General features: G+C 70.5%; 13 protein-coding genes and 2 pseudogenes. 6 read left to right on the forward strand and 9 right to left on the reverse strand.

Annotated elements, in window-relative coordinates; all coding sequences use genetic code 11:
• Positions 1–114 precede the first annotated feature (114 nt).
• Entirely contained in the window at positions 115–903 is a 789-nt protein-coding gene (locus AC3IYJ_RS05965; protein ID WP_489400301.1) for a hypothetical protein, read from the forward strand.
• A 101-nt stretch (positions 904–1,004) separates the two neighbouring features.
• Here the strand turns inward: AC3IYJ_RS05965 and AC3IYJ_RS05970 are convergent, their stop codons facing one another.
• Positions 1,005–1,559, reverse strand: coding sequence for an MOSC domain-containing protein (locus AC3IYJ_RS05970; protein WP_489400302.1), 555 nt, complete (start codon positions 1,557–1,559; stop codon positions 1,005–1,007).
• An 18-nt stretch (positions 1,560–1,577) separates the two neighbouring features.
• Positions 1,578–1,760 (reverse strand): hypothetical protein, encoded by a 183-nt coding sequence (locus AC3IYJ_RS05975; protein ID WP_330295122.1) that lies wholly within the window; start codon positions 1,758–1,760, stop codon positions 1,578–1,580.
• Positions 1,761–1,967: 207 nt separating this feature from the next.
• On the opposite strand from AC3IYJ_RS05975, the gene AC3IYJ_RS05980 reads away from it, so the two are divergent.
• Together AC3IYJ_RS05980 and exaC are read left to right on the forward strand one after the other, a co-directional pair.
• Complete coding sequence (locus AC3IYJ_RS05980) at positions 1,968–3,353, forward strand: GAF domain-containing protein (protein WP_489400303.1); 1,386 nt, start codon at positions 1,968–1,970, stop codon at positions 3,351–3,353.
• A 55-nt stretch (positions 3,354–3,408) separates the two neighbouring features.
• On the forward strand, positions 3,409–4,932 hold the full coding sequence (gene exaC, locus AC3IYJ_RS05985) for an acetaldehyde dehydrogenase ExaC (protein WP_489400304.1): 1,524 nt from the start codon (positions 3,409–3,411) through the stop codon (positions 4,930–4,932).
• Positions 4,933–5,092: 160 nt separating this feature from the next.
• On the opposite strand, the gene AC3IYJ_RS05990 is transcribed toward exaC, so the two are convergent.
• The 6 genes and pseudogenes from AC3IYJ_RS05990 to AC3IYJ_RS06015 form a co-directional block, all read right to left on the reverse strand.
• Positions 5,093–6,487 carry a tyrosine-type recombinase/integrase gene (locus AC3IYJ_RS05990; RefSeq protein ID WP_489400305.1) on the reverse strand — a complete coding sequence of 465 codons (1,395 nt, stop codon included), beginning with the start codon at positions 6,485–6,487 and terminating at the stop codon, positions 5,093–5,095.
• Positions 6,478–6,675: a helix-turn-helix transcriptional regulator gene (locus AC3IYJ_RS05995; RefSeq protein ID WP_078632552.1), complete on the reverse strand. Its 198-nt coding sequence runs from the start codon at positions 6,673–6,675 to the stop codon at positions 6,478–6,480. The genes AC3IYJ_RS05990 and AC3IYJ_RS05995 overlap by 10 nt, the downstream gene beginning before the upstream one ends.
• A gap of 277 nt (positions 6,676–6,952) precedes the next feature.
• Positions 6,953–7,636: pseudogene (locus AC3IYJ_RS06000) on the reverse strand (ISAzo13-like element transposase-related protein); the annotation flags it as partial.
• 18 nt (positions 7,637–7,654) lie between these two features.
• Entirely contained in the window at positions 7,655–9,013 is a 1,359-nt protein-coding gene (locus tag AC3IYJ_RS06005) for an IS4 family transposase (RefSeq protein WP_489402705.1), read from the reverse strand.
• Between the two features lie 69 nt (positions 9,014–9,082).
• A pseudogene (locus AC3IYJ_RS06010) lies at positions 9,083–10,033 on the reverse strand (ISAzo13 family transposase); the annotation flags it as partial.
• Between the two features lie 1,262 nt (positions 10,034–11,295).
• Positions 11,296–11,670, reverse strand: a complete 375-nt coding sequence (locus AC3IYJ_RS06015; RefSeq protein WP_489400306.1) for a universal stress protein — start codon at positions 11,668–11,670, stop codon at positions 11,296–11,298.
• Between AC3IYJ_RS06015 and AC3IYJ_RS06020 the strand changes: the two genes are divergently transcribed.
• The gene (locus tag AC3IYJ_RS06020) at positions 11,660–11,842 is read left to right on the forward strand and encodes an MmyB family transcriptional regulator (RefSeq protein ID WP_489400307.1); all 183 of its coding nucleotides are present in this window, start codon (positions 11,660–11,662) and stop codon (positions 11,840–11,842) included. The genes AC3IYJ_RS06015 and AC3IYJ_RS06020 overlap by 11 nt on opposite strands.
• A gap of 2 nt (positions 11,843–11,844) precedes the next feature.
• Here AC3IYJ_RS06020 and AC3IYJ_RS06025 read toward each other — a convergent pair whose 3' ends face one another.
• Positions 11,845–13,005, reverse strand: a complete 1,161-nt coding sequence (locus tag AC3IYJ_RS06025) for a PP2C family protein-serine/threonine phosphatase (protein ID WP_489400308.1) — start codon at positions 13,003–13,005, stop codon at positions 11,845–11,847.
• A gap of 155 nt (positions 13,006–13,160) precedes the next feature.
• Here AC3IYJ_RS06025 and AC3IYJ_RS06030 point away from each other — a divergent pair, with 155 nt between their 5' ends.
• Entirely contained in the window at positions 13,161–14,096 is a 936-nt protein-coding gene (locus AC3IYJ_RS06030) for a cyclase family protein (RefSeq protein ID WP_489400309.1), read from the forward strand.
• A gap of 115 nt (positions 14,097–14,211) precedes the next feature.
• Positions 14,212–17,043, forward strand: a complete 2,832-nt coding sequence (locus AC3IYJ_RS06035) for a SpoIIE family protein phosphatase (protein ID WP_489402706.1) — start codon at positions 14,212–14,214, stop codon at positions 17,041–17,043.
• Positions 17,044–17,055 lie beyond the last annotated feature (12 nt).

Genomic DNA, 17,055 nt, shown 5'->3' on the forward strand with positions numbered 1-17,055 from the left:
GGTGGCCAACTCTACGTGCAGGTAGTGGGCTTGGAAATCGCCTCCCGCAAGCTCTCGACGCGGCGGTTACCCGCTGGTTAGGGTGCGCCGACAAGAGAGCTACCGGGAGGCCACGTGTCCGACGAGGACGAGGGCGGTTCGCTGTACGTGCTGACCGCCGTACTGCTGACCCCCGCGCAGTTCCCGAGCATCCTGGGTGACGACTTCCCCGAGGCCTGCTCGCTGCTGGGCGTACCCCCGGCGGCGGCCGGATACGGGCTGGTGCTCGGGCAGGACGAGGAGGGCGCGCGCTGGACGGTCGTGGTGGACGACGTCTCCCTCGTGGCCATGGCCATCGCCTCGTGGGACTGCGGGATGGAGTACGACCTGTCTCCCGACGAGCGCTCCATCGTGGTCTCCCTGGCCGGCTGGCCGCTGGAACTGTCGGTGTCCGCCGCGGGGATACCGGAACCGCACGATCCGGAGCAGGGTGCGGACGGCACGGGGCGGGTGCCGCTCGCACCTCCGTCGGCCGAGGCCTGGGGGGCGGCGCAGCGGCGGATGGGCGCCGACCAGATCGCCCGGCAGTGGACCGACTGGAGCGAGCGCGTGGCCACGGACGGCGGGGCGGCCGCCGCCTCGCACCCGGGGCTGGCGCGGGCGCTGAGGGAGGCGCTGGGGTACACGCAGAGCCCGCCGCCTCCGGGCAGGGTCCGGTCGTCCTTCGCGGGCGAGGAGACCCGGACCCTGCGGGTGGACGGGCCCGGGTGGTCGCTGGTGGCCCGCACGGGCGGGGCGGCCTTCGTCCTGCTGGACGAGGAGCCGGGCGAGGTCCTGTCGGTGCCCTCCGGGGGAGACGCGCAGATCCCGGAGCTGTCGGAACTGCTGGCGGCGCTGGACCGCGTCGCGGTACGGCCGACCTGAGGACGGACCGCGAAGTACCGGCACCGGTACTGGTAACCAGTACCGGTACTCGTACTGGTCCACGCGTCCCCGGTGAACGCACGGGACCGGGCCCCTACGGCTCAGACGCGCTCGAGCGGGACGTGCGGGGCCGGCGGGAGCGTGATCTCGATGGGGTCGCCGGGACGGATGGTGCCACCCCGGTGGACCACGCCCATGATCCCGGCCTTGCGGAGCAGATTGCCCTCCTGGTCGCGGCCCACCACCTGCTTGAGCAGCCCGTGCTGGAAGGCGTCGATCTGCAGGCAGGGATTGCGCAGGCCCGTCACCTCGACCATCGCGTCCGGGCCCAGGCGCAGCAGCGTCCCGGTCGGCAGGCCGAGGAGGTCTATGCCCTCCGTGGTGACGTTCTCCCCGAGCTGGCCGGGAGCGACCTCGTACCCCGCTTCGGCGACTTCCTCGAACAGCTCCCGGTGGATCAGGTGCACCTGCCGGAGGTTCGGCTGCGTCGGGTCCTGGGCCACGCGGGAGCGGTGCTTGACCGTGATCCCCGCATGGACGTCGCCTTCGACCCCGAGCCCTTCGAGGAGCGTGATGCTCTCGCGCGTGGGCTTGGTGAACGAATAGACACCGTTGCTGCTGACCGCCGCGACCTGTGCCACCTTTGCCATGCTCATGCCCCCCTTATGCCGCCCTCAGCGGCCGATCTGCTTTCTTGAGATACCCCGCAGCCTACGACGCTGGGAGGAGTCCAACAGCAGGTAGGCAGCCGTCGGCACACCGATCAGGACCAGCAGTCCCGCCCAGAACCCGACCGCCCAGAACAGCACGATGGCTGCCGCGACTCCGGCAACCGCGACCTTTCCGCTCTTGGACATCTGCGGACACCTCTTCCTCCGTCGGCCACTACTCCGCTCAACGCTCACCCCCGCTCCCGCGTTCCCGGCCATGGGCTCCCCTTGGACACGGGCACGGCGGGGACTGGTCGGCGCAGTGGCCGACGTACCGCTTGTCGGGGCGGCGGAGCCGGACGACTATGGGGGCGCGCCGGGCACCAGGGCACCGCGGCTCCACGGGAGGGCGACATGGACGATCCTTCGGTGGCTCTGCCGGGCGGGGCCGATCCCGTCCGGCGGGCGCGGGAACTGCGACGGGCCCACGCGGCGTTCACCCTGGACGGGCGGGTCGAGGCTCCGGTCCGGGCGGTCATCGCGAGGTCCTGGCGCCGCTGCGCCCGGGCCCGGGTCAGCCCGGAGTGCACGCCCCGGGTGGAGCTGGCGGGGGCGGAGCTGCGGGCGTACCGGGAACAGCATCCTCTGGCCCGGGTGCTGCCGCTGTTCCGGGACCTCGTGGGGGCCTTCGCCGCGCACGGGGAACACCTGCTGGCCGTCTGCGACGCGCAGGGCAGCCTGCTCTGGGTGGAGGGCGCGTCCGCCACGATGCGGCGGGCCGAGGGCCTCGGCTTCGTGCCGGGGGCCCGCTGGGCGGAGACGGACATGGGCACGAACGCGCCCGGCACGGCGGTGGCAGTCGGGGAACCGGTCCAGGTCTTCGGCGCCGAGCACTTCAGCCGCCGGGTGCATCCGTGGACCTGTGCGGCGGCTCCGGTCCGCGACCCGCGCACGGGCCGGCTGCTCGGCGCCGTGGACGTGACCGGCGGCGACTGGCTGGCCCATCCGCACTCCCTCGCCTTCGTACGGGCGGTGGCGCGCGCGGCGGAGGCCCAGCTGGCGCTGCTGGCTCCCGCGGTCCCGACGGCCGCCGGGGACAGCCTCACCGCGCTCGGCCGGGACGAGGCGCTGCTGGTCGGCGACGGCCGCGAGGTCCGGCTCGGGCGGCGGCACAGCGAGATCATGGCGTTGCTCGCCCACCATCCGGAGGGCCTGTCGGGGGACGAGCTGGCGATCGCCCTGTACGAGGACGAGTCGGTGTCCCCGGTGACCCTGCGCGCCGAAATGTCACGGCTGCGCGGTCTGCTGGGGCCCGGGGCCCCGCTCTCCCGCCCCTACCGCACGGCCGCGCCGCTGGATGCCGATTTCACCGCCGTCACCCGCCACCTGGCCTCCGGGGCGGTCTCGGCCGCGCTGGCCCGCTACTCGGGCCCCCTGCTGCCCGCGTCCACCGCGCCGGGGATCGTCCGGTTGCGGCGGCGCATCGAGGACCAGGCGCGGGCGGCCGTGATCGCGCGGGCCGACGCGGGGCTGCTGACCGACTGGGTGTGCAGTCCGTGGGGCTCGGAGGACCCGGAGGTGTGGCGGGCCCTGGCGGCGGCGCTGCCGGCCGGCGACCGGACGGCCGCGCTGGACCGCGTACGGGCCCTGGACGCGGAACTCGGGCAGCCGGCGCTCCCGGTGCTCGGGGCGTCCGTGCCCGATCCCGCTCCGCAGGCCGCCCCCAGGGCCCAACGCGCCTCCTCCTCGCGGGGCTTGCCGCGCGGCCGTGCAACGTACCCGCAACCTGTCCGCCCCTAGCCTCACCGCGAGCGCCGTCCGACGGAGGCCGGCGCCCGGCAAGGGGAGGACCACCATGGCCCGTTACGCTGCGCCCGGAACCGAAGGGGCGCTCATGACGTACGCGTCCCGCTACGGCCACTTCATCGGCGGCGAGTACGTGGAACCGGCCCTCGGCCGCTGGTTCCCCAACCCCTCCCCCGTCACCGGCGAGACCTTCACCGAGGTCGCCCGCGGCACGGCCGAGGACGTGGAGCGCGCACTGGACGCGGCGCACGCCGCCGCGCCCGCGTGGGGACGCACCTCGATCACCGAGCGCTCCACACTGCTGCTGCGCATCGCGGACCGGATGGAACAGAACCTGGAGGCCCTCGCGGTCGCGGAGACCTGGGAGAACGGCAAGCCCATTCGCGAGACGCTGGCCGCCGACATGCCGCTCGCCATCGACCAGTTCCGCTACTTCGCGGGGGCCCTGCGCGCCCAGGAGGGCGCGTTGAGCCAGATCGACGAGGACACGGTCGCCTACCACTTCCACGAACCCCTGGGCGTGGTCGCGCAGATCATCCCGTGGAACTTCCCGATCCTGATGGCGGTCTGGAAGCTGGCCCCGGCGCTCGCCGCCGGCAACACGGTGGTGCTCAAGCCGGCCGAGCAGACCCCCGTGTCCGTGCACTATTGGATGAGCCTGATCGCCGACCTGCTGCCGCCGGGCGTGGTGAACATCGTCAACGGCTTCGGCGAGGAGGCCGGCAAGCCGCTGGCCTCCAGCCCGCGCGTGGCGAAGGTGGCCTTCACCGGGGAAACCTCCACCGGACGGCTGATCATGCAGTACGCGGCGGAGCACCTGAAGCCGGTCACGCTGGAGCTGGGCGGCAAGAGCCCCAACCTCTTCTTCGACGACATCTGGACCACGGACGACGACCTGCGCGACAAGGCCCTGGAGGGCTTCACCATGTTCGCCCTCAACCAGGGCGAGGTGTGTACCAGCCCCTCGCGCGCGCTCATCGAGCGCGGCCGCTACGGCGACTTCCTCGACGCGGCCGTGGCGCGCACGGAACTGATCGTGCCGGGGCACCCGTTGGACACGGACACGATGATCGGCGCGCAGGCGTCGGAGGAGCAGCTGAAGAAGGTCCTGTCGTACGTGGAGATCGGCCAGCAGGAGGGCGCGAAGATCTTGACGGGCGGTCAGCGCGTGGAGCACGGCGGCGAGCTGGCGGGGGGCTTCTACGTCCAGCCGACCATCTTCGAGGGCGACAACCGCATGCGGATCTTCCAGGAGGAGATCTTCGGCCCGGTCGTCTCGGTGACCTCCTTCCAGGACTTCGACGACGCCGTGCGCATCGCGAACGACACGGCGTACGGCCTGGGCGCCGGCGTCTGGACCCGCGACATCAACACGGCCTACCGGGCGGGCCGCGCGATCCAGGCGGGCCGCGTCTGGACCAACTGCTACCACGCCTACCCCGCCCACGCGGCCTTCGGCGGCTACAAGCAGTCCGGCATCGGCCGCGAGACCCACAAGATGATGCTGGAGCACTACCAGCAGACGAAGAATCTCCTCGTCTCGTACTCGCCGAAGAAGCTCGGCTTCTTCTAGGAGCACGAGAAACGGCGCCTGACCTGGGCTTTTGCCCGTCAGGCGCCGTTGGCGCGACCCGCTCCACGCGGATTTCAGTTTTTCCTGTTCCTCCCAGTTCCTCCCACCCGTCTCCCACTCCAGACCGGCTGTTCCGGACCAGTCACGGACCAAACTCGGCTCACGGGGTGGGTGGCACGCCCTTGCTGACGCGGTCCCACTCCTCCATGGACTGCTCGATGAGACGGTTGGCCTGCTCCTGAACGCCATCGAGGAACTTGGCGTAGTACCGGAACAGGACGTGGATGCTGTGACCGGCCCGCCGAGCACACTCAGCAGGGTCGACACCCGAGTGGAGCCAGAACGAGATCCCGGCATGCCGGAGGTCGTAGGGCCGCTTCGCCAGACCGGCCGCGAGCTCCGTGCGGGTCAGGACGTACTCCCGCGCCCTCGACCACGTGATCCCGTACGCCGCCGCCTCCACATAGTTGCCCGCCTGGTTCTGGAACAGCCGCCCGTCCGGGGCAACACCGAAGCGCTCCACGTGGGCACGCAGGACGCGGACGAACTGCGGCGGAATGGGTACAGGTCGGGTCGCCGTCGCGGCACGGCGCTTGAGCGAGTGGACTTCGTAGACCTCGCCGTCGTCCGTCCAGTCCTTGCCCGCCGTTACAACGCCACCCGTCAGGTTGAGCAAACCCCAGCCTGTCTCAGGCAAGTGGCACTGCTCGAGACGGAGGTGAATCACCTCAGCCGGCCGCATCGCCGCGAAGTACATGCAGCCGAAGAACGCCTCGAGATGGGGGCCACGGCCCCGCTGTTGCCCCACCGCCGAAAGCAAACGACCAACCTGGAGCGGGTTGGGCACAGAAGCCGGGTCGACCTCATCTTCGACCGACGGAGCACTCCACCTGATCCCCGCAAGGGGGTTGTCGACGAAGTAGCCGTTCTCCACGGCCATGTTGAGCACTTCGCTGAACGCCGACCGCTTGCGACGCGTGGTCTTGGCCGCAGCAGGCTTCCCATCCAGCTTGAAGCACAGTGCGTCCAGCGCTCGACGCATGACGACGGCCTCATTCAGCGAACCAAGGGGCAGGGAATTCCTCTTGACCCAATCGAGCGCCTTCCTCCACTCCTCGGGAGGCTCCTGCTCCCACGCCTTCTTGTTGAATGCGTAGGAGTACAGCGCCCTCCGCAGCACCCGCGGCTCCGGATATACGGTTCCCGGACGAACCAAGGCGGGGGTAACGGTGGCAAACGCGTCCGCAAGGGTTCGACGCGTGTTCCCGGGCGTCCGAGCCCACCGCTGCTCGATGTACTCATGCGCGAGGTCGTACCAAGTCTTCTTTTGCCGAAGCGCTCGCAGCTCCGACGCCGGCAGTCCCGACTCTTCGTCGAATGCCTCGCCTTCGCGGGCTGCCGTCATCATCTTCGAACGCCGACTCTCGGCAAGGCCGAAGGTCATGAACGACTCTGATTTTTCGAGCCCGCTGACCGTCCACCGCACCATGAATGGCTTACGCCGATCCGGGCGCTCACGTATGTCCCAGAAGCGAACGTTGTAACTCAGCGCCAAGTGTCAGAATCCTTCTCGCAAGCCTCCCACCAGGCATCCAGATCGGAGCGACGACACCTGAGTTCACCATTTGGCAGTTTGATCATGCTGGGCGCGTTACCCCGTGCACGCATCCGATAGAACGCCGACGGACTCATGCGGATTTCCGCCAAGACCTCCGCTAGCTTCAAGGCAGGCGGGCGAGCCATGCTTCCTCTCATCTCTGCACATCAGGGCGGCCGCGATCGCAAGCCAGGACAGCGCATTGCGATGGGACCACCACGGCGGGTGGACAGCTGAGTTGGCTTCGCCCCACCGCCAAGTGCAGCAGCCGCGAACAGAGGCAATGGTCCGCGCAATCCCCGGTTTCGGAAACCGGTGATTGTGCGCTATATTCCGCACCTCCGCCGACGGCATCGCCCGGACGCGCCGCATACACGAGCCGTCGGGTACTCCCGCTGGTCACCACTAAGGGCTTGCAGATCATTAACACGTCGTCTTGATCTTGTTGTCCTCGCTGGTCTGTGCCTGGACCCGGGCCTGAAGGGCGGCGAGGGCCGTGGGTGGGGTTGTCGCCGGTGGGATGGTGATGCCCTGTGCCTCGAGCAGTCGCCGGTTCTTCAAGAGGGTGCGGTGCATTGCGGTGCGGCTGGTGCCGAACAGCACGGCGAGGGGTTCCGCGGCCAGGGCGGCCCGTAGGTGGAGCACGGTGGCCAGGACCTGGTCGGGGAAGGCCAGCCGGGGCGGGCGGCCGCGCCGGATATCCCCATCCGGGGCCAGAATCTCGGTGAGGTCGCTCAGTTGCTGGAGGGTCATCCCGGTCAGTGCGGGATCGGAGAGCACGGCCTGGTTCCACTCCGGATACGGCGTCTGCGGGGCCCCGGCCGCCGGGATGACAGGTGATGGCTGGGGGTGCAGTGCATAGTTCCAGGCGCCCTGGAACGCGTGCCGGGTCAGCGGCAGGGCGGCCATCTCCGCGTCTTTGATACGGACTCCGGTCGGGTAGGTGTTGGTGTCGGGTTCGGCCCTCACGCGCAGTCCGGTGCGGGTGGTAGTCGCGGCGATCGACTGCACGATGACTTCGTGGCTGGTCAGCGGGCGGCCGCTCCAGTTCATGGTGATGTGCGAGAACAGCCGGTGCTCGATCTTGTTCCACTTCGAAGTGCCCGGTCAATGCCGTTGCTTGACTCACTGAACTATCGCGGGCTTCAGGGTGATGACCTTGGGTGCGACCCGTCGTGTCGGCTGCCGGTCGCGGGTGTTGATTCGGTAGGAGAGCTTTGAGGAGTACTTCGAGTCCGGACGCTTGAGGTGCCGGTCTGCCGCGCGCAGGCGCCTGGCGCCGTTGTCGAGCTTGCGGTGTACCTTCGTCGCCAGCGTGGCCAGGAACCTCTTGATCTTCTTGGGCGTATCCGCGCACTGGCGGACCACGCTGCGCCGCGTGTGCTTGAGGACCTTGACGAACGAGACCCGATCCGGGTCGATGCCGTTGTCGTCAGCCAGCGACATGATGACCCGTGTGAGGCAGTGGTGCACGACCAGGTGCGCCCAGACCTCCTGCCGCACCAGATCCGGGTCTCCCGAGCGAAGGACCTCGGCCGGGCCTCGCTGGAACGTCTTGATCTGCCGGAACGCAGACTCCGCCTCCCACCTCGCATGGTAGAGCCGGGCCAACTCCGCCGCCGGATAGGCCTCGACGTCTATCAGGTCGGTCAGCAGTCTGACCACCTCGCCGCCGTCGACGCGGTACTCGATCACTCGGACCAGCACCCCGCCAGGATGCGAGGCCCGTTGGCCGGCCAGGCTCATCCGCCCCAGGTAGCTTCCGTCCGGCAGATGCTCGACCGGCCGGTGCGCCACCGGCGAGCGGGCCCGGATCAGCAGATGGGCCCCGGCTCCGAGATACGCCTTCCACAACTCGACCCCGGGGAAGCCCCGGTCCATGATGACGAGCATCTTGCTCGCCGAGGCCGCCAGAGCGATCGCCAGCTCCCGCTCGCCGCCGTTGAAGCCGCCCACGGCCGCGTCGATCTGGGCATGTGTGCCGCACTCGGTCAGCGTCACCACCCGCACCTGCGGAAACCCCGCCGGCTGGGCGTTCTTGACCGGCCCACCGAACACGGTCCGATTGGCCGGTGTGTCCGGCGCGTCCAGCACGAACCCGTCCACCGCGGCCAGCCGCATCCCACGGTAGAAGGAACCCTCCAGGCCGACGGCGGCCAACGGGGCGGCCAGCTCGCGGAACACGGTCTCCAGGACCAGCGGCCCCAGACGCCGACGCGCCCGCGTGAACGAGGACTTGTCTGGAATGCACCCACTCAACTCCCCAATATTGCCGACAAGTTGCTCAGCCACATCGTCATAGGAGTCCTGCTGGAACAGCGCCAGGGCAAGCGTGAAGTAGACCATGAACCCGGCCGGAAGCGCGCAGGGCTTCTTGTCCCTGACCCCGCACTGCTCCAGCACCTCGGCCACCAGTTCCGGAGTCACCCACCGGGTCACCACGCCCAGTCGCACATGATCGGAAGACCCCACCCACGGATGCATGCCGGGCCCAACGACCACAGTCCTCCTACGTCACTGCAAACTGCTTGACGAGTTCAAGCAACGGCATTGAGTGCCCGGTGGTAGGTGGCACACGGTGATCGTCAGCCCGGCATCAGCGGCGAGTTGAGCCAACTCGAGCTTCCATGCCCGGGTGCGGTAGCCGTTGGATCCGCCGGCGTCGGCGGTGATCAGGAGCCGTGTCGCTCGCGGGTAGGCAGCCTGGCCCTGGTCGTGCCACCAGCGGCGGATGGATTCCACGGCGAACGCGGCGGTGTCGTGATCGGTGCCGACGTTGACCCAGCCGGTGTTCGCGGTCAGATCGTAGATCCCGTAGGGGACGGCTTTGCCCAGCTGCGGGTCGGCGAAGTCGTGGACGCTGACCGGGACGGGCTCGCCAGCGGGACGCCACTGGCGGCCGCTGTTCTTGAAGTCGCCGACGAGTTCCTTCTTCTTGGTGTCCACGCTGATGACCGGCTGGCCGGCGTCCCGGTGGTCGCGGGCTTGCTCGTTGAGGTAGCGGAACTGGGTGTCCCGGTCAGGATGCTGGTTACCCTCGAGCGTCTTCGCGTTGGACTGCAGGCTGAAGCCTTCCTCCCGCAGCAGGTCGCCCACGGTATCGGCGCTGATCCGGTGCCCGGCCCGGGCCAGCTCCGCCGCGATCGTACGGGTCGATTTCACAGTCCACCGCAGCGGCGACATCGGGTCGCCTCTCTCCTCGGGCTCGACCAGCGCCAGCAGTGCCGGCCGCAGCCCCGGGTTTAGATCGGCGACCCGTTTGCGTCCTCCGCCGGGACGCCGGACCCGCCCCAACGGCTCGTCGCCGGATTCCAGCTCGAACACGCCATCGCGGACCGTCGTCTCACTGACCTGAGCCGCCCGAGCGACAGCGCGGATTCCACCATGCCCCAGAAGCCTGGCCTCGGCCCCCATCAACAGCCGTCGCTGCCGCTCGTCTAGATGCGGGAACAACACCGCGAACTTCGCGGAGAGTTGGTCACGGAGCTCGTCCGGGATGCGCATACCAGACCAACGAGCCCCAGGTCGGGAAGCAACACCTTGATGATCTGCAAGCCCTTAGGCCGCCCCGGGGCCACCCCTGAGCAGACGAACGGAATTCGCAAAGCAGCTGCACTCCTTGGACGACGAGGTGGCGCAATACAGAGCACCCTGGAACGCGGGATGATCGGGGAGGTCGTAGATTGGCATGCACCTGCGAGATGTTCCAGTCCTGCCGGGCCCGTCGCCGTCTGCCGTGAGCGATCTACGCTCAGAGGCGCGCGACCGCCTGCTGCGCGGTCCCGTCGATGGCCAAATGCATTGCCCGCGGTGATCAATTGACCCCCGGTGTTGACGAAGAGGAGCGGTAAGTCGGGTGACCCTGGCGATGAGTTCTACGGCGGAGAGGGCCCTGAACCTGAGCCCCCTTGGCTCTCAGCGACTCAGGATGCGGTGTGGACCCGCTTCCGCTCGGCTCGGCGTCGCAGGTTGCGGTTGAGCTCATGCCAACGCCATGAGCCGTCCCAGCCCGCAGTCCACATGCCAGCCAGGTTCCCAGCCGTCAAGCTCTTCCAGCTGCTTGATCAGAGCATCCGGATCGACAGGGACACGGTGCGTACGCTCGTCGTCGAGCTGCTCTGCGATGTCGTGCAGCCGCCGCCTCGTCGCGGCCGTGTTCCGCGAGCCAGCACGGCGCCTCTGCCTCCGTCATGCCCCTGTGGTCCTTGCGGGGGCGGGCATCGTCACGACGGTCCTCGCGTTGTGTGAACCGTGATCACCGGGCAGTGTGCCCGGTGCAGCAGCCCGTGGACGACCGATCCAGGTAGGGTGGCTGCTGTGTCACGTGCTCGGCGTCGCCCACTACAACGACCGGACAGTGCGCCTGCGCCGTGACGGGGACGACAAGGGAACCGGCGCTGAAGAACTCCTCCGTACGGCTCAGGCGACGTGAACCGAGGACGGCCATGCGGGCCTGTGCCCGGACAACCGGCCTATCGACGGAGCGGGATACCCCTCGACCAGATCCACGACCGGTTCGACCTCTGGGTGGCGCTCCATGCTCCAGGCAGCAGCGTCAGTGAGAGTCTCCGAGGCGGCCTGGTGCAAGGCGATGGTGCGCTGCGTGTCGTCGACGTGCCGCATGTGGTGCCGCAGGGGTACGGCTGCGACCAGCCGCAATCCAAGCCGGCACCGCCGGGCCTCGTCCACCGCCCAGGCCAGCGTCAGATGCCAGTCCCTGACCGGGGCGATTCCGACGACGATCTCATGACGTCTACCCGGGTCCGTCACGACTCTGTCCCGTGCTCGTGGTTGCTGCGCGGGATGAGCTGCACGGGGCAGTGCGCGTGGTGGATCAGGCTGTGCGTCGCCCGCCCGAGGGTGGGTCCGAGGTAGCTGGGTGCCCGCCGGCCGCCCATCACCATCAAGTCCGCGTGGCGCGAGGCCTCGACCAGGACACCGGCCACGGACACGCTCTTCTCGGCATCCACCTGGACCGTCAGGTTCGGGAACTCCGCGTGGATCTGGTCCCCCACTGCGTTCAGGTGGTGGACGTGCTCGCCCACGATTTCCTCGACATCGTCGAGAAGGCTCACGACATTGCCGACGGCTTGCAGGATGTTCCACACGTGCAGCAGCCGCAACGAGCCCTTGCGGAGCAACGTCCTGAGCAAGACCCAGGACACCAAGCACCTGCACCACCCGGCGGTCGGCCCCCTGACCGTGACCTACCAGTCCTTCGACGTCCGCGCCGCCCCGGGCCAACAGCTCATCGTCTACCAACCCGCTCCCGGCACCCCCACCACCGAAGCCCTCTTCCGGCTCGCCCCCTAGGGTCACCGCAGGCCGGGGGCGGCCGGGTTGGCCTCGTCCTCGAGGCGGTCGGCGACGATGATCGCCACGTCGTCCGCCAGGAGGCCCTGCGTGTGGCGGAGCAGGGACTGGCGCAGGCCCTCCAGGAACGCCTGGCGGGTGTGGTCGCACATGGCCGTCATGGCCCCGGGCAGGTCGAAGAAGGCCTTGTCCCGGTCGCGGGCCTCGATGACCCCGTCGGTGTGCAGCAGCAGCCGGTCCCCCGGCGCGAACGGATAGCTGTCCGGCCGCCCGGGAGGACCGCTGATGAATTCCTCGAGGCCCAGCGGCGGCAGCGGGGCCGTGGGCACCAGGGAGCGGACCGTACCGTCGCGCAGCAGCAGTGGCGGCGGGTGGCCCCGGTTGATCACCTCGACGTCGTGGCTGTCCGGGATCTGGGCCACGACCGCGGTGACGAATGCCTCCAGGCACTCGACGTCGCCGCCGACCCCGCCCCGGCCCGCCATGACGGCGTCCCGCCGCAGGGCCTCCCCGCAGTGGTTCATGACCTCCACCAGGTCGTCCTCGTAGTGCACGGCCTCCCGGAACGCGCCCAGCACGACCGCGGCGGCCCGTACGGCGGGCAGTCCCTTGCCCCGGACGTCCCCGACGATCATCCGGACCCCGTACCGGGTCTGGACCGCGTCGTACAGATCACCGCCGATCTGCGCGCCCGACTCGGCCGCCAGGTACATGCTGGCGGCCCGTACGGGGCCCAGCCGGGCCGGCACGGGCCGCAGCAGGACGTCCTGGGCGGCCGTGGCGATCCGGCGGACCTGGTTGAGCTCGATCTCCCGGCGCGTGCGCGCGGCGCGGCTCGTCATGAAGCTGGCCACCGTGACCAGGAACAGGGCGAAGAAGTTCGTGTAGACCTGCTGGCCGCCCCAGGCATGGTTGTGGCTGGCGTTGATCACACTGACGCCGACGGCCACCGCGGCCGCCGCGAGGGTGCCCCTGGGACCCATCGTCACCGCCGCCAGGGCGGGGGTCGCCACCAGCAGGGGGCCGGTGTACACGACGTGCGCGGGCGTGAGCTCGATGACGAGCACCAGCAGGGCGATCGCGAAGGGCACCCACTCCGCGAGGGTGAAAGGGACCTGGTGGCGGCCGCCGGCCCCCGGGGGCGAGCGCAAGGGCGCTCTCATGAGTACAGCCTGCCCCGCCCGGAGGCATGGCCGCCACTCAGGTTCACCGGACCCCGCGGACGTCCGGCCGCTGCCGGTAGCGGGTAGGGATGCGCAACCGGCGGGCCGCACCCGCCCCCGCCCCGCCCCGCCGAGTCTGGAGCGCCGCACACCCCATGAGCACCGACCCCGCGCAGGCTCCCCGGATCTCCCGTCGGGAGTTCGACGCCCTCTTCGCCTCGGTCCGTACGTGGGGCCGCTGGACCCCGGCCGACCGGGGGGCCTGGAACCGGGTCGGACCGGACCACGTACGACGGGCGGCCGCGCTCGTCCGGGACGGTACGACGGTGTCCATGGGGCTGCCCTGGAACACCCGGCCCGGCCCCGACAACGCCAGGCCCGCCCTGCACTACATGTCCGACCTCGGCGATGTGGAGCCCCCTGAACCGGCCGCCCACAAGGACTTCCTCGGCGTCGACTACCACGGCAAGGCGGTCAGCCACGTCGACGCACTGTCACACATCGCCTACCGGGGGCTGCTCTACGGGGGCCACCCGGCGCGCGAGGTCATCGGCTCCGGCGGCGCCCGCTTCGGCTCGGTGGCGGCGCTGGGCCCGCTCGTCACCAAGGGTGTCCTCCTCGACCTGCCCGCCGTCCTCGGGGCCGACTGGCTGGAGCCCGGACACGCGGTCCGCGCCGATGACGTCGTCGCCGCCGAGCGGGCGCTCGGCGTCCGGATCGACGACGGATGCGCGGTGCTGCTGCGCTCCGGCCGGTTCCGGCGCCGTCGCGAGCTGGGCCCGTGGGACGTGGACGCGGCGAGCGCGGGCTTCCACGTGGACGCGATGCCGCTGCTGGCCGAGCGTGCGATCAGCCTGCTCGGCGCGGACGGGGACAGCGACGTCCGGCCCTCCCCGGTCGAGGGCCTGCACTCCCCCGTCCACGCCCTCGCCATCGCGGCCATGGGGGTGCCCCTGCTGGACAACGTGGACCTGGAGGCGCTGTCCGCCGCGTGCGCCGAAGCGGGACGCTACGAGTTCATGATCGTCGTGACTCCCCTCAACGTCCCCGGCGGGACGGGATCGCCGGTCAATCCGGTCGCTCTCCTGTGAAGGGCAAATGGCCGGGAATATACTCAAAACGCACTGATGCAACTTTCATCGCACGGACTACTACGGACTACACGGACCAGCACCGACCCGCGTCGGGCCAGGGGAAGTGATGCAGATGGGGGTCACGGGAGAGCCGATCGGTCCCGCACGCTCCCGTGAGCGGTTCATGGTGGGCGAATCGGTCGCGACCGGGGTGAGGACTCCGATCCTGAGCTCGTGGCTGCGCTGCCGGCTGCTGGGGCTGTCCCCGGACCAGACCGAGCTGCCCTACCGGGACGACTTCGATCCGGACAGCCGACTCGTACGTGCCTCCGGACCCGTCCTCGACCAGCTGCAGTCCCGGTTCTCCGGCAGCCGGATGAACATCTGCGTCGCCGACGCGAACGGCACGGTGCTCCAACGCCGCTTCGGCGAGCCCTCCCTGGCCCGGAGCCTTCCCCCCATCCAGACCGTCCCGGGCTTCGTCTTCGCCGAACGGTTCGCCGGGACCAACGGCATCGGCCTCGCGCTGGCCGAACGGGGACCCATTCAGGTCTACGGCGCGGAACACTTCGCCGAACGCGCCCAGTCGAACGCCTGCTGCGCCATCCCCATCCGCGATCAGATCAGCGGGCGCATCGCGGGCGTGCTCTGTTTCGGCTACCCGCACGCCTACGAGCGCCCGGCCCTGGCCCTCCTGCTCCGCCGGGCCGCCGCGACGATCGAGCGGCGGCTGACGGAGCAGAGTTCGGAGCGCGAGCGCGGGCTGCTGCGGGCGTACCTCGATGCCGAACGGCGCACCCTGCCGGGCAGGGGCGCCCGGGACGGGCACTTCGCCGGGTCGGCCGAGTCGGCCGGGCTGAACGGATGGGACGGACTGGACGAGCTGGTCGGTCCCGAGCTGGACCCGCGCGATCAGGCGATCCTCAAGGACAGGGCCACCGAGCTGATCTCCGAGTCCCGGCAGGCGGCCGTCGACGTGGCGCTCCCGCACGGCCGGGAGGCCACCTTGCTGAGCCGCCCGGTCACGAGCCTCTCCGGGGTGGAGGGAATGGTCGTCGAGGCCGTGCTCAGGAGCAGCGCGCCGCCGGTCCACCACCTCTCCGTCTCGCCCCGCGCCGACCTCTCCCACCCCGCCCCCTCCCATGCCGTCCTCTCCCACGTCGGACCGCCGTCCGGCACCGTCGGACCGCCGCCCCACACCGTCGGACCGCCGTCCGGCACCGCCGAGCCCCGCCCCGCCACGGTCCGCGGCCTGGTGCTGGTGGGCGAGCCGGAAGTAGGGAAGTACGCCATCGAGGCGCGGCGCCGCCTGGAACTGCTGGCCGAGGCCAGTACCCGCATCGGCACCACCCTGGACGTCGGCCGAACCGCCCGCGAGCTCGCGGAGATGGCGGTCCCGGCCCTGGCCGACTACGTCACCGTCGACCTGCCCGAGGCGGTGCTGCGCGGGGACGACCCCGCCGGTGCCGGGACCGGCCTGTACCGGACGGTGGTCCACGGCATCCGCGACGACTGCCCCTTCTACCCGGCCGGACAGCAGGTGGAGCTCATCCCCGGGAACCCCATCATGCGCTGCCTGACCGAAGGGCACGCCTTCCTGGAGCCCGAGCTGCGGTCCGCGGCCGGCTGGATCGCCCAGGACCCCGAGCGCGCCCGGCGGGTCATGGCGCGCGGCGTGCACTCCCTGATCGCCGTCCCGCTGCTGGCCCGCGGAGTGCTGCTGGGCATCGCGAGCTTCTACCGCGCGCAGGACCCCGCCCCCTTCGGTGACGACGACAGCCGGCTGGCCCAGGAACTCGCGGCCCGCGCCGCCCTGTGCATCGACAACGCCCGCCGCTACACCCGCGAGCACACCCTGGCCCTGGCCCTCCAGCGCAGCCTGCTCCCGCGCGGGATGCCCGAGCAGAGCGCCGTCGAGGTCGCCCACCGCTACGTGCCCGCCGAGTCCGGAGTGGGCGGCGACTGGTTCGACGTCATCCCCCTGTCCGGGGCCCGCGTAGCCCTGCTCGTGGGCGACGTCGTCGGCCACGGGCTGCACGCCGCCGCCACGATGGGGCGGCTGCGGACCGCCGCACGCAACTTCGCCGAGCTGGAACTCGCCCCCGACGAGCTCCTCACCCACCTGGACAACCTCCTGGTGCGCCTGGACCGGGAGGAGTGCGACGACCCCACCGGGGGCAGCACCGGCATCGTCGGCGCAACCTGCCTGTACGCCGTCTACGACCCCACCTCGCGACAGTGCGTCATGGCCCGGGCCGGCCACCTTCCGCCGGCCCTCGTCCATCCCGACGGCAGCGTGAGCTTCCCCGACCTGCCCGCCGGACCCCCGCTGGGCCTGGGCGGCCTCCCCTTCGAGACGGCCGAGATCGAGCTGCCCCGGGGCAGCACCCTCGTCCTCTACACCGACGGGCTCGTCGAGGACCGCCACCGCGACATCGACGTCGCCCTCGAGAGGCTGCGGCAGACCCTGGCCCACGCGGACCGGAGCCCCGAGGACACCTGCCGGGCGGTCATGGACGCCATGGCGCCCGAGCATCCCTCGGACGACATCGCCCTGCTCGTCGCCCGCACCCGCACCCTGCCGGCCGACCGCATCGCGGCCTGGGACCTGCCGGCCGATCCCGCGCGGGTGTCCGACATCCGCGCCGCCGTGACCCGCCAGCTGGCCGACTGGGGGCTGGACGAGCTCGCGTTCGCGACCGAGCTGCTGCTCAGCGAGCTGGTCACCAATGCCATCCGCTACGGGACCGAGCCGATCCGGGTGCGCCTGGTCCACGACCGGGCCCTGATCTGCGAGGTCTCCGACGGCAGCAGCACCGCCCCGCACATGCGGCAGGCCACCAACACGGACGAGGGCGGGCGCGGCCTGTTCCTCGTCGCACAGCTGGCCCGGTCGTGGGGCACCCGCTACACCCCCCACGGCAAGGTCATCTGGGCCGAATGCGCGCTGGACGCGGCGTCATGACCGTCATGCACG

It is taken from the genome of Streptomyces sp. GL_140 (assembly GCF_057834465.1).

Coding starts and splice junctions, on each gene's coding strand:
- exaC (WP_489400304.1), top strand. CDS start 3,409: ATGGCCCGTTACGCTGCGCCCGGAACCGAAGGGGCGCTCATGACGTAC.
- AC3IYJ_RS06035 (WP_489402706.1), top strand. CDS start 14,212: ATGGGGGTCACGGGAGAGCCGATCGGTCCCGCACGCTCCCGTGAGCGG.
- AC3IYJ_RS06030 (WP_489400309.1), top strand. CDS start 13,161: ATGAGCACCGACCCCGCGCAGGCTCCCCGGATCTCCCGTCGGGAGTTC.
- AC3IYJ_RS05975 (WP_330295122.1), bottom strand. CDS start 1,760: ATGTCCAAGAGCGGAAAGGTCGCGGTTGCCGGAGTCGCGGCAGCCATC.
- AC3IYJ_RS05995 (WP_078632552.1), bottom strand. CDS start 6,675: ATGGCTCGCCCGCCTGCCTTGAAGCTAGCGGAGGTCTTGGCGGAAATC.
- AC3IYJ_RS06005 (WP_489402705.1), bottom strand. CDS start 9,013: ATGCATCCGTGGGTGGGGTCTTCCGATCATGTGCGACTGGGCGTGGTG.
- AC3IYJ_RS06025 (WP_489400308.1), bottom strand. CDS start 13,005: ATGAGAGCGCCCTTGCGCTCGCCCCCGGGGGCCGGCGGCCGCCACCAG.
- AC3IYJ_RS05980 (WP_489400303.1), top strand. CDS start 1,968: ATGGACGATCCTTCGGTGGCTCTGCCGGGCGGGGCCGATCCCGTCCGG.
- AC3IYJ_RS05970 (WP_489400302.1), bottom strand. CDS start 1,559: ATGAGCATGGCAAAGGTGGCACAGGTCGCGGCGGTCAGCAGCAACGGT.